Origin of the sequence: Desulfovibrio sp. (assembly GCF_009712225.1) — a bacterium.
Classification (GTDB): domain Bacteria; phylum Desulfobacterota; class Desulfovibrionia; order Desulfovibrionales; family Desulfovibrionaceae; genus Desulfovibrio.
Window position 1 is genome coordinate 41,652 of sequence record NZ_WASP01000019.1, and the last position, 12,315, is coordinate 53,966.

General features: G+C 59.2%; 12 protein-coding genes. 4 read left to right on the forward strand and 8 right to left on the reverse strand.

Annotated features, from left to right (window positions below):
• On the reverse strand, positions 1–246 hold a 246-nt coding region (locus F8N36_RS15750; RefSeq protein ID WP_291333973.1), incomplete at its 3' end, for a hypothetical protein.
• Between F8N36_RS15750 and F8N36_RS15755 the strand changes: the two genes are divergently transcribed.
• Together F8N36_RS15755 and ldhH are read left to right on the forward strand one after the other, a co-directional pair.
• The gene (locus tag F8N36_RS15755; protein WP_291333975.1) at positions 238–864 is read left to right on the forward strand and encodes a lactate utilization protein; all 627 of its coding nucleotides are present in this window, start codon (positions 238–240) and stop codon (positions 862–864) included. The two genes, F8N36_RS15750 and F8N36_RS15755, sit on opposite strands and share 9 nt — an antisense overlap.
• A gap of 3 nt (positions 865–867) precedes the next feature.
• The gene (gene ldhH / locus F8N36_RS15760; protein ID WP_291333977.1) at positions 868–3,018 is read left to right on the forward strand and encodes an L-lactate dehydrogenase (quinone) large subunit LdhH; all 2,151 of its coding nucleotides are present in this window, start codon (positions 868–870) and stop codon (positions 3,016–3,018) included.
• A gap of 421 nt (positions 3,019–3,439) precedes the next feature.
• Here the strand turns inward: ldhH and F8N36_RS15765 are convergent, their stop codons facing one another.
• From F8N36_RS15765 to F8N36_RS15775, 3 genes are all read right to left on the reverse strand, one after another.
• A complete protein-coding gene (locus F8N36_RS15765) occupies positions 3,440–3,844 on the reverse strand; it encodes a hypothetical protein (protein ID WP_291333979.1) in 405 nt (134 codons plus the stop codon).
• A gap of 223 nt (positions 3,845–4,067) precedes the next feature.
• Complete coding sequence (locus tag F8N36_RS15770; RefSeq protein ID WP_291333981.1) at positions 4,068–4,637, reverse strand: hypothetical protein; 570 nt, start codon at positions 4,635–4,637, stop codon at positions 4,068–4,070.
• A gap of 129 nt (positions 4,638–4,766) precedes the next feature.
• Positions 4,767–5,891, reverse strand: a complete 1,125-nt coding sequence (locus tag F8N36_RS15775) for a dienelactone hydrolase family protein (RefSeq protein ID WP_291333983.1) — start codon at positions 5,889–5,891, stop codon at positions 4,767–4,769.
• An 82-nt stretch (positions 5,892–5,973) separates the two neighbouring features.
• Between F8N36_RS15775 and F8N36_RS15780 the strand changes: the two genes are divergently transcribed.
• A complete protein-coding gene (locus F8N36_RS15780; protein WP_291333985.1) occupies positions 5,974–6,615 on the forward strand; it encodes a DedA family protein in 642 nt (213 codons plus the stop codon).
• A 3-nt stretch (positions 6,616–6,618) separates the two neighbouring features.
• Here the strand turns inward: F8N36_RS15780 and F8N36_RS15785 are convergent, their stop codons facing one another.
• The 4 genes from F8N36_RS15785 to F8N36_RS15800 form a co-directional block, all read right to left on the reverse strand.
• Positions 6,619–8,097: an ATP-binding cassette domain-containing protein gene (locus tag F8N36_RS15785; RefSeq protein ID WP_291333987.1), complete on the reverse strand. Its 1,479-nt coding sequence runs from the start codon at positions 8,095–8,097 to the stop codon at positions 6,619–6,621.
• Positions 8,098–8,130: 33 nt separating this feature from the next.
• A complete protein-coding gene (locus F8N36_RS15790; RefSeq protein WP_291333989.1) occupies positions 8,131–8,958 on the reverse strand; it encodes a histidinol-phosphatase in 828 nt (275 codons plus the stop codon).
• A 150-nt stretch (positions 8,959–9,108) separates the two neighbouring features.
• Positions 9,109–10,527, reverse strand: coding sequence for an NADPH-dependent glutamate synthase (gltA, locus tag F8N36_RS15795; RefSeq protein ID WP_291333991.1), 1,419 nt, complete (start codon positions 10,525–10,527; stop codon positions 9,109–9,111).
• Positions 10,517–11,359, reverse strand: coding sequence for a sulfide/dihydroorotate dehydrogenase-like FAD/NAD-binding protein (locus F8N36_RS15800; RefSeq protein ID WP_291333993.1), 843 nt, complete (start codon positions 11,357–11,359; stop codon positions 10,517–10,519). The genes gltA and F8N36_RS15800 overlap by 11 nt, the downstream gene beginning before the upstream one ends.
• Before the next feature lie 294 nt (positions 11,360–11,653).
• On the opposite strand from F8N36_RS15800, the gene F8N36_RS15805 reads away from it, so the two are divergent.
• Positions 11,654–11,938 carry a hypothetical protein gene (locus F8N36_RS15805; protein WP_291333995.1) on the forward strand — a complete coding sequence of 95 codons (285 nt, stop codon included), beginning with the start codon at positions 11,654–11,656 and terminating at the stop codon, positions 11,936–11,938.
• The last annotated feature ends 377 nt before the right edge of the window (positions 11,939–12,315 follow it).

Sequence of the window (12,315 nt, forward strand, 5' to 3'; positions counted from 1 at the left end):
GCGGGGAACTGTGGTTTTTCCCCGCCGACGCTGCCTGACCCGGCGGTTATTCTGCCAGAATGCCCAACTGACGAAGAACCGTGGGGGTTTATTTCTGAAGCTATGGGCGCTGCGCGCCGTTCGCAGGTAAATCAGCGCAAAACTCAGAGGGTGAGTTTTGTACTGCTGCAATAGCATTTTTTTGTGGCGATGCTGCATGGTGTGCGAACCGGGCGTTTTTTGAAAAAGGAGTTGTTTATGACACATCAGGAATTGGTAGAAGCCTTTTCCGCCAAGGCTGCGGCTGTTACTGCCGTGGTTCAGGAAGTGCCCAGCATGGCAGCCGCCTTGCAGTATGTTGTGGACGTGTGCGCCAACAAGGCGCCTGCCGAACTTTTGGCCGACGAGCCCGGCACCGAACAGGGCCCCCTTGGCCCCAACAAGGTTCCCACCCGCGTGCAGCGCGTGGTGGCCGCACCGCAGTTGAATGACGCCGATTTTGCATCTCTGGCTGCCGCGTGCGAAGAAAAAGGCTTTCTGTGCATCCGCGAAGGGCTGCGCAACTACCTTGCCGGTATCGACGTGGGCCTTTCCACCGCCGAGCTGGGCGTTGCCGCCAGCGGCACCTGCATGCTCAACACGGACAACGAAGATGTGCGCCTTACGGGCATGATTTCTGAAGTTTCCGTGCTCATGCTGCGCAAGTCCACCATCTACCCCGATCTGCCCTCAATTGCGCAGCTGCTGCGTGAGCGCATGAACGATGGTACGGCCACCTACACCACCCTGGTGACCGGCCCCAGCCGTACCGCCGACATCGAGCGTGTGGCGGCCGTAGGCGTGCATGGACCGCTGGAACTGCATATCATTCTGTTGGAGGACTAACCCATGCATGACGCCCTCAAGAGCTCATCGGGCTATCATAAGGAACTGGACGAGGCCCTTAACGACGAATTTCTGCGTCGCACCCTTGATACCTTTGCCGTGGCCTACCGCGCCAATCGCGAAGCCGTGTTCAAGGAAGTGGACGAAAAGGCGCTGATCAAGCAGATCGCCGACGCCAAGGACTACGCCTGTCAGCACATGGACGAGCTGTACGCGCAGTTTAAGGCCGAAGCCGAAAAGCGCGGTGTGCACGTGCACCGTGCCGCCACCGCCCAGGAAGCCAACGACATCGTCGTTCGCATCGCCAAAGAAAACAAAGTGAAGAAGGTGGTCAAGTCCAAGTCCATGACCGCCGAAGAAATCGCCCTGAACACCGCGCTGGAAGGCAACGGCCTCATCGTGGACGAAACCGACCTTGGCGAATGGATCATCCAGCTGCGCCATGAAGGTCCTTCGCACATGGTTATGCCCGCCATCCACCTTTCGCGCTATCAGGTGGCCGACGACTTCACCAAGGCCACTGGCGTAAAGCAGGATTCGGACGTGCAGCGTCTGGTAAAGGTTGCCCGTGTGCAGCTACGCCGCAAGTTCATCGCCGCCGACATGGGTGTGAGCGGCTGTAACTTTGCCGTGGCCGAAAACGGCGCAATTTCCACCGTCACCAACGAAGGCAACGCCCGCATGGTTACCACCCTGCCGCGCGTGCACGTTGCCATTGCCGGTCTGGACAAGCTGGTTGCCAAGCTGGACGACGCCCTGGTGGCCCTTCAGGTGCTGCCCCGCAACGCTACTGCCCAGCGCCTGACCTCGTACGTCACCTGGATGTGCGGCGCTGGCCCCTGCGCGGCCAACCCCGACAACAAAAAGATCCTGCACGTTATCTTCCTTGATAACGGGCGTACCGAAATCGCCAAGGATCCCCTGTTCTCGCAGGTGTTCCGTTGCGTGCGCTGCGGCGCCTGCGCCAACGTGTGCCCCGTGTACCGCCTCGTGGGCGGCCACAAGATGGGCTACATCTACATTGGTGCCATCGGCCTGATCCTTACCTACTTCTTCCACGGCAAGGACCGTGCGCGCATTCTCAGCCAGAACTGCATGGGCTGCGAATCGTGCGCCAATGTCTGCGCTGGCGGCATTGACCTGCCGCGTCTTATCCGCGAAGTGCGCTCGCGCCTCAACGTGGAACAGGGCGCGCCCGTCGAAGCCAACCTGCTTTCGGCCGTGATGAAGAACCGCAAGCTCTTCCACAAGCTGCTCAAGTTCGCCAGCTTTGCCCAGAAGCCCTTTACCCGTGGCGCGCAGTTCCAGCGTCACCTGCCTGCGGTCTTCCTTGGCAAGCACAACTTCAAGGCTCTGCCCGCCATCGCCAACAAGTCGTTCCGCGACCGCTGGCCCGAACTGGCACCCAAGGTGCAGAACCCCACCCTGCGTGTGGCCATCTTCAGCGGCTGCGCCCAGGACTTCATCTATCCCGAGGAACTGGAAGCCTGCGTGAAGATTCTGGCCGCCAAGAACGTGGCCGTGGACTTCCCCATGGAACAGTCCTGCTGCGGTCTGCCGTTGGAAATGATGGGTCAGCGCAAAACCTCCATGGACGTGGCCAAGCAGAATATTGCGGCCTTCCGTGGCGGCAACTACGACTACATCATCACCCTGTGCGCCAGCTGCGCCGGTCACCTCAAGCACCACTATCCTGAAATTCTCGACAACGATTTCTCGACAGTGGAGGCCCAGGGTTTTGCGGCCAAGATTATTGACTTCAGCTCCTTCGTGCACGATGTGCTGGGCCTCAAGGCCGAAGACTTCAACAAGTCTGGCCAGAAGGTCACCTACCATGCCTCCTGCCACCTTTGCCGTGGCCTGGGCGTGAAAAAGGCCCCTCGCGAACTGATTGGCGATGCGGCTGAATACGTGCCTTGCGAGGAAGAAGAAGTGTGCTGCGGCTTTGGTGGCAGCTACTCTGTGAAGTTCCCCGAAATCTCGGCCCAGCTGCTGGACAAGAAGATCGCCAACATGAAGGCTACTGGCGCTGACCGCCTGGTGGTCGACTGCCCCGGCTGCGTCATGCAGATCCGTGGCGGCGCTGAAAAGCAGGGCCTGAAGATCAAGGTTGATCACATTGCAGAACTGCTGGCCGAAAACCTGAAGAAATAATCAGGTCGGCTTGCTGATAAAAAAGGGCGGTGCATGCTTGTCATGCACCGCCCTTTTGCAGTGTTGAGGCAACAACAACGCCGGAAATCAGGAGACAGTAGCGGCTTTGCCGCGCAGTGCGCCTGTGATTTGCGAATTGCCGGTCTGATGCCCAGGGCGCAGATGGCTGCCCTGACACGCAGTACGAGGTCAGGCATGTGGCTGCGTATCACGGTGCATGTCTGTCATGCATCGCCCATAAGCGTGAGAGAAGTGGAGTGGGCTTGCCAGCGGGAATAAACAGGAACAACAGGTGGACGGCGAGCCTGCCCTGTGAGGCTGGGGCGGGCCTTGCAAAACCTGCCCGCCGGTCCCCGGTTGCACGGCAACAGCATGTGGCAGATCACAGGCTGCCTGTTGCCGCAAATATTCTACACCCAGGCTAGTGATTGCAACATTTCTTGGGCAGGCGCTTCCAGTACCACTGGCTCACAACGGTGTCGTCGCAGGCTGTCCATTCGCCGGAGGTTTCAAAATACTCCAGCACTTCCTGTTCCGTGGCGCTGAGCTCTAGCTGCGGTTTGGCCATCTGACGCATGCGGATGAAGATAACCAGGCATTCAAAAATGCAGAACAGCTCATCCACACCAATGTTATCCTGCTGCGAGCAGAGAGCAAATTCCCTGTAAAATGGATTTTTTTCATCCACGATCGAGTCGTAAACCGCGCGGGATTCCAGAATTGCCAACAGGCTGGAACGAAAGATGTTTTCGAGAGGCCAGTTGTGTTCTTTTGCTGCTTTGGCGCATACGTGCTGAATCCGGTCTAGGTGGTCAGAGAGAGGCATGGCTTGCTCCTGAGGCAAATTGTTCTACCAGTGAATAGCTTAATATTTATAGATATTCAAATCAATAGATAACTAAAGAAAAAGCCCGCGCGCAAAGCACGGGCCTTAAAGAACTGAATATAGTCGAAAGCCAGATGGAAATGCTGATAAGGGCTTAATCGGAAAGCTTCAGGCCGTAACTGGTATGATGCTGGAGCTCAGGTAAAGCGGCAGTAGAGCGCTGCTAGCGCTGGTTGCGCCGGGGTTGGAGATACTGGGGCTGAAAGAGCAGACGGTACTGCTTTACAGTAGAAAGACGCTGCGGCGCGGTAACCTCGCCCTCAATGGAAAGCGCCTTGTCGGAAAGCCCAAAGGGCTGCAGCTGACCGGGCGGTACATCCATACGCGAGAGCCCCTCGCCGCTTACATTAAAGACCGGCAGGCTGCTGGAAGAAGAGCCAGCCATAAGCACCGCCGTGGCATTGGCAGAGGGCGAAGCCGCCTTGCTGGCTGATGAGCGTTGCGAGGTGGCGTTGAGCAGGCTGGGCATGGAAACCTCTGCTCGACGCAGCACGTCGATAAAGTCGTTGCCAGTGCGCCCCACAAAAGTCACCAGAGAAGAACCATCGCCGTAAACCAGCAGACTAACTGGCATGGTTCCACCATGTATGCCGAAATAGGCCTGGCGCGCGCCAGCGGGCATGACTACCCAGCCCTGCTGCTGGTCAGCCTGGCTCTGGGTTTCTGTGCCCGATGCGGTCACCGGGGTCAACATGGCAAGCAGCAAACAGAACAAATATAGTGTGTTCCGCATAGTTTCCTGTTCCGGATGGAAAAATTCGTCGTTTACGGTATTACTCTACCGCCATGACAAACCCTTTAGTGAGCAGGGGAACAATTGTCAAGGCTGCTGCAAAGCCGCCTGCAGTATGTCTTTGCAGACCTACCCGGGGCGACGCTTCTTGGGTTTTGACGTGGTCTGCGGCGCGGGTTCGGGCGTAACCTTGGGTTGCTGGGGCGTAAGGTCCGGCGGCGGCGGAATCTGGGGCAGATTTTGCGCATTGCCAAGATAGTGCAGAAAAAAATCGCCGAGGGCTTCGGTCATGCGCTTGTGGATGGCCGTGCGGGTTTCTGCAGAAACAGAGCGGCACAGCTCGGGCAGTTCCAGCGCCAGAGCTTCAGGGCAGGGCGCCATGAGCGAGCCTGTGTCTGCCTGGGGCAGGGAGAGCCAGCGGGGCTTTTTGTCCATAAGCTCGTAGATGCGCCGCGCGTGCAGGGCCGGGGGATTGAGCACATCGTTGGGTGCGGCCATGAGCAGCAGGGGCGGGTAAAACCAGTGGAACGACTGGCGAGAAAACAGCATGCCAAAGCCCGGAGCCACAGCGGCGATGGCGCGTATGCGCGGATCGGCAAGGCTGCGCGTGAGCGGCAGGCGCTTGCACAGGGCCTCCATGCGTTCGCGGGCCCAGGTGTTGCAATACATGTCGGTGGGCGCGGTGCGCGAGCAGTAGCTTGCCCAACCCTCGCAATCGGGCAGCGCGCCGCCCAGAAGCAGGGCAGAAGCGCCGCCAACGCCAAAGCCAACCACGCCGATGCGCGTGGCGTCAACACTTGGCTCTACTTCCGGATCGTGTAGGAGCAGATCAATGCTGCCAGAAAGTTCGTGCGTACGGTTTTCAAGCTGCTGCCAGGTCAGCAGGTTGTCCATGTTGTCCATATTGTCGCCGGGGTGGTTGGGCGCGGCCACCACAAAACCCAGCGATGCCAGCCAGGCAGCGGTATCGTGGTACGAAAAGCGCGTTCCGGCGGTATCGTGCGAGAGCAGCAAAAGGGGAAAACGCCCGTCCACAGCCTTGCCCGCACGCGATGCAGAAATTTCCCACGGGGCGTAATTGAGATCACGCGGGGGGCGTGATGAAGGATACCAGACGTTTACGTCCAGTCGCAGGCCGGTATCAGGCGACCACTGCCCAAGGGTACGAAAGCCCACCATGTAGGTGTCGGCGGCAAATGCCTGGGGAGTAACCAGCAGCAGGGCAAGAAGGGCAATGGTGGTGAATACGCGCATGGCTGTGTTGTGCCACAAGCTGCCTTGGGGTACAAGAGCACACCGAAGGCGCGTCAGAGCGCCCAACTGGGAGAAAGCCTTTATGGAACTGCTGAGCAATTTTGTTAGTTTTATTCTGCACATAGACGTGCATTTGTTCGAGCTTGCCAACCAGTATGGTCTGTGGCTGTATGCCATACTGTTTGTTATTGTTTTTTGCGAAACCGGCCTTGTGGTTACGCCCTTTTTGCCAGGCGATTCCCTGCTGTTTGCATCCGGCGTGGTGGCAGGGGCTGGCCTGCTGGGCTATGGCGAGGTTATGGCCGTGCTGCTCGCGGCTGGCATACTGGGCGACGCGGTGAACTACTGTATCGGGCGGCATGTGGGGCCAGCCATATTCTCGCGCGAGAACAGGTTCATTAAAAAGTCCCACCTGATCAAGGCCCACGATTTTTATGAACGCCACGGCGGCAAGGCCATTGTGCTGGCCCGCTTTGTGCCCATCGTGCGCACCTTTGCCCCCTTTGTGGCGGGCATTGCCCTCATGCACCCGCCCACGTTCTTTCTGTTCAACATCACGGGCTGCATTTTGTGGGTGGGTGGGCTCGTTTCTGCCGGGTTCTTTTTGGGCAACCTTGAGTGGGCGCGGCAGAATTTCAGCCTGATCGTCTACGGCATCATAATCGTTTCGGTGCTTCCCGTGGTCATAGAAATTGTGCGGGGCCGCATGGGCAACAAGGGCTAGACCCTACTGCACCACGCGCAGTCTGCCGCCTTCCATATGCGCCTCCCTGTTTATGCACAGGGGGGCGTCTTCGTTATGGTGCGAAACAAAGACCATGTGAATGCCCTGCGCGGCCAGCTGGTCGAGCAGGTGCAGGTACTGGGCGCGGCTGGCCGCATCCAGGCCGGAGCACGGTTCGTCCAGCAGCAGAATGTCTGGTCCGCCCACCAGCGCACGCGCCAGAAACAGACGGCGCAGCTGACCTGTGGAAAGGTGACGGATGGACTGCTGGCCCAGCAGTTCGAGCCTTTCGGCAGATTCCTCGGGAAACATGAGCGCCATGCGGCCCTTGGCCTCCGCGCGTTCGGCTTCAGAAAAACGGCGGTACACGCCAATGCTGTTGTCAAAGCCGGTGCAGACCATATCGAGCGCATTGAGCGAATAGCCATAAAGCGCCTGGGAAAGGTCAGAAACCAGCCGCACTCCCTTGCGCACGGCCTCAAGAGTGGTCACATGCCCGCCCTGGTTGGGCAGCCAGTGGTCAAGGCTACCGCCTGCAGCCACAAATTCGTCGCCCGCCAGCAGCCGCAGAAAAGTGGACTTGCCTGATCCGTTGGCCCCGGTGATGCGCCAGTTTTCACCCTGATGCATGCACCAGTTGATATTGTGCAGCACTTCCTGCCTTTCGATGAACACCGTTACATTGTCCAGATCAAGCATGATGTGCCCGCTGCCCTGCACGGGCTCCCCGGCGGCAGGCGCGCTGTTGCCCTGAGGCTTGTTTGCTTCGTCCGCCGCGTCGCCAGCAGGCGGTGCGGTAAGCAGCCGCCCGTTGCGCACATAGCGGCGGCCCGTGCACCAGTCGGGAATATTGGCCGCGCGGTGCGCAGTCATGATCACAGTGCAGCGGCTGGCATATTCGCCCAGGGTTTCAAAGAAAATCTGGCGGTAGCGTTCGTCGAGGCCTTCGTCGCATTCGTCCAGCAGAAGCAGGGTGGGTGCGCGCAGCAGGGCACGGCCAAGCAGCAGCAGACGCAGCTGCCCCTGCGAAAATGTGGGTACGGTGCGGTCAAGCAGGCCCTCTGCGTCAAGGCGGGCGGCCATGGCATCCACTGCCTGTTTACGGAAGGCCGTGCTGTCGGTGTACACCAGAGGTGTATCTTCAAAGCCGGTAAGCAGCAGGTCGCGCCCTGTGAGATCCCAGGCCTGGCGCTGATAGTTTTCCTGTTGCGCAGGCGAAACAAGGGCGGTCATGGCCCTGCCAGCCAGAGGCGAATCTTCCGCGCCGTCAGGCCCATGCCACTGGATGCGCCCCTTGGCGGGCCACAGCTCGCCGCGCATGAGACGCAGCAGGGTAGACTTGCCGGAACCGTTGGGGCCGAGCAACGCACAGTGCGCGCCGCGTCGCACCTGCCAGTTTATGTTGTGCAGCACGTGCTGCTGGCTTGAATCGCCGGGCAGAAAAAGGCTTACGTCGTCAATGGATACGATAATTTCGGACATAAAAAATCCGTGTTTTCTAAGGCGGTTGTTGCTTTACAGTGGCAGAACGATGCGCTGCCCCCGGTCAAAAATGGTGTATTCGGCAAAACCGAAGGCACGGGCGTACGAGGCCAGCCGGGCAAAGCCGTAGCCCACATCTTCCGTGCTGTGGGCGTCTGAGGCAAAGCTGACTGGCAGGCCCATTTGCGCGGCCATCAGCATGATGGGCGGTGCGGGGTATATCTCGCGGCACAGCTTGCGAATGCCGGCCGAGGATATCTCCATGCTCATGCCCATGTTTTTGATGGCGGCAAGGCCGCGTGCCACCAGAGCCTGGCTTTGCGGTTTTGCCAGCCAGATGTGAAACTGCTCTACCGAAAAAATCTTGATAAGGTCGGGGTGGGCGGCGATGTTGAACAGGCCGGAAAGGATCATGCGCTCCCAGGTTTCAAAGTATGCCTGATACTGCTTTTCGCATTCTTCCTGCGAGAACGCCTTCCACGGTTCCGCGCCGTCGTCAAAACCCCAGTTGCCGATGAAGTGGACGCTGCCCAGCAGATAGTCAAAATCAAAGGCGGCGCACGAGGCGCGGGTAAAGTCCTCCTGCCCTTCAAGCCAGTCCATTTCCATGCCAAAAAGCACGCGGCACGGTCCATTGGCATTGGCAGTACGCAGGGCGCAGACCTCGCGCTCGTAGTCGGGCAGGTGCCGGGTGAGTTGCTCGCGGTATTCGTGGGTGTAATCAAATCCCACGGGGCGGGGCGAGTGCTCGGTAAAGCCCATGAAGGCAAGGCCCCGTGCCTGGCCCGCCGCGAACATTTCGTCCGGGGTGTTGCCGCCGTGCGAATACTTGGTGTGCGTGTGCAAGTCTGCAAGAATCATGTTGTTTCCTGAATATGCTGAATATGCCGTTGCCCTTTTGCGAGTATGACCGTGAACCGGGCGTCTGGCAAGCCGCTGGGGCGGTGGGCGCGTGGTATGAAAAAAGGGAGCCCCCGTCTGGGAGCTCCCTTGATATGCTGTTGGCTGCTATCAGCCCACTATTCTTCGGACTATTTCCTGCCCGGCCTTGCGGCCTGCGCCCATGGCCAGAATGACCGTGGCCGCGCCGGTGACGATGTCACCGCCCGCAAAGACGTTGGGAATGGAAGTTTCGCCCGTGTTTTCATCGGCTTCGATGTAGCCCCACTTATTAAGTTTGAGCTCGGGCGTGGCCTCAAGAAGGATGGGGTTGGAGCGCGTGCCAAGAGCCACGATGGCAAGGTCGGTGGGCAGATCGTATTCCGATCCTTCCACCGGCACGGGCCTGCGGCGGCCAGAGGCATCGGGTTCTCCCAGTTCCATGCGCTGCAGAGTTACGGACTGCAGGCGCATTTCCGCATCGCCGTTGAAACGCAGCGGCGCGGAGAGCATGGCAAACTGCACGCCTTCCTCCTCTGCATGTTCCAGTTCTTCAAGGCGGGCAGGCATTTCAGCGCGGGTACGGCGGTACACGACATGCACGCTTTCAGCGCCCATGCGCAGGGCGGTGCGGGCCGCGTCCATGGCCACATTGCCCGCGCCAAATACGGTTACGTGCTTGCCGGGATAGGCCGGGGTATCCTGCGTGGGGAAGTTGTAGGCGCGGCCAAGGTTGACGCGGGTGAGGTACTCGTTGGCCGAGAAAACGCCCACGAGGTTCTCGCCGGGAACGCCCAGAAAGACGGGCAGGCCAGCGCCCACGCCGATGAACACGGCGTCGTATTCCTTGCGCAGGTCGGCAATATCAATGGTGCGGCCACCAACGGAGTTGAGGTGGAAGTCCACACCGGCCTGCCGCAGGCCGTTGATTTCGGTGGCAACCACGTTCTTGGGCAGACGGAAGGCGGGAATGCCGTAAATAAGCACGCCGCCGGGTTCGTGCAGGGCTTCAAACACGTCCACCTTGATGCCCGCAGTAGCGCACACGCCAGCACAGGTCAGGGCCGAGGGGCCGGAGCCGATGCAGGCCACCTTTTTGGCCCCAAGGGGCAGGGCACAGGCATTGGTGCCGGTTACCTGTTCACAGGCAGTGGTGGCAATGTAGGTGTCGGCCACAAAACGTTCAAGGCGGCCAATGGCCACGGGCTGGCCCTTGGCCTTGAGCACGCACTTGCCTTCGCACTGGTGTTCCTGCGGGCACACGCGACCGCAGACGGCGGGCAGGCTGTTGGTGGTCTTGATGATACGGTAGGCCGCATCCATGTTGCCTTCGGCAACCTGATGGATAAAGTCGCGGATGGGCACTTCGACCGGGCAGCCGGTGACGCACAGGGGCTTTTTGCACTGAAGGCAGCGGCTAGCCTCAGCCTTGGCCATTTCCTTGGTGTAGCCGAGCGCAACTTCTTCAAAGTTGGCGCGGCGTACCTTGGCAGGCTGACAGGGCATGTCCACGCGGGGAGCCACGGTCTTTTTGGGCTTGCTATTCTCCATGGCTGACTCTCCGGTATTCTTCAATGGAAACAGTCTCCTGCTCGCGGTATGCGGCCAGGCGGCGGCGCAGCTCGGGAAAGTCCACTTCGTGGCCGTCAAATTCGGGGCCGTCAACGCAGGCAAACTTGGTTTTGCCGCCCACGGTAACGCGGCAGGCGCCGCACATACCAATACCGTCAACCATGATGGGGTTGAGGCTGACCGTGGTTTTAACGCCAAAAGGACGGGTGGTTTCGGCCACGGCGGCCATCATGGGCACGGGGCCGACGGCAACTACTTCAAACACGTCCTTGTCTGTTTCAAGCCTGTTGCGCAGAAGTTCGGTAACAAGACCCTTGTGCCCGTAGCTGCCATCGTCGGTAGAGATGAGCAGTTCGTCCACAAAGGATTTAAGTTCGTTTTCAAAGAGCAGCAGATCCTTGCTGCGAGCGCCAATGACGCCCACAACCTTGTTGCCGATTCGGGCGTGGCCCTTGGCAATGTGGTGCATGGCGGCAATGCCCGTGCCGCCGCCAACGCACACGACCGTGCCGCGTTTTTCGATATGGGTGGGGTGCCCTAGGGGGCCGCAGACGTCGAGAATGGAGTCTCCGGCGCCAAGGGCTTCAAGCATGGCGGTACTCTTGCCCATAACCAGGTAAACTATAGTGATGGTGCCGTTGTCCCGGTCAGTATCAGCAATGGTGAGTGGAATGCGTTCGCCCTGTTCGCTCATGCGCAGCATGACGAAATGGCCGGGGCGCGCTTTTTGCGCGATTTGCGGCGCATGGAGCACCAGTTTGCTGGTTTTGCCCGGGATCAGGCTTTCCTTGTGCAATATAGGTGTTGGCATAGGTTCTCCTCGTCAGGCATGTGAGTTGCTGCATGGTAGCTGTGTGCGACCTTACTTGCAAGCAACAGTTTTTTTGTGGTTCTTTTACATGGCTGATATGATTTATTGTTTGCGCAGATTTGGCACAAACCGGCTTGTATGGCCCAATTTTTGGGGTATTGCCCTAAAGCCCGGGCCTATTGTACCGATAAGCTCAATGACAGGTGGGGAAGGGGAGTCGGTACAACTAATAAGGAGGCGGACAGGGCCAACCCCTTTGCAAGGAAGCAGTGATCCATTCATGGAGGAATGGTCATGTCGCAACACCTCGGTGACGTTTTCCAGACGGGATCATCGCCGCCCGAAGTGGCAGAAGACCCGACCCGAAGTCGGAATCTGCTGCTCATTGAGCGGTATCTTGTTGTACTGGAAGAAAACAAGAAGGCCTGCCGCGCAGATGTAACTGATGCGGATATGGCCTTGGACATGGCGGGTTTTGTGAAGCGCCAGCTGCGCAGACCAGCCGAAATGCCCAGAATGTCTCCGGCCTTGCTGGCCCTGGCTCTTGTGAGGCGCATTATTGATGCGCCGGAACAGTAAACCGGACGGTCTCCAAAGTGGAGATCCGGACCGGATGCAGAAAGACCATGCGTTCCCAGTGCAGGGCTAGGCCCGCACTGCAGAACACAAACCACTAGCATCACTTTTCCGTGACATGATAGGGGGCATGGCAGTCCGCAATCCATAACGAATTCTCCACCTAAGAGAGGCGGGGGCGTGGGGCCTCCGCCTCTCGTGCTGCCAAGGGGCAGCACCGAAAACAGCGAGCCGGTTGCGGCTTTGCCGCGCCGGAAGTGAGCGGTTTTCGTGCCCTTCCGCGCCCATGCGCGGGCATGCGGTTTTGTAGCGGGGGCGTGGGGCCTCCGCCTCTCGTCTTTATCTCATGCCTCAGTTGTCTTTCCGTCAGTGATTGCCCG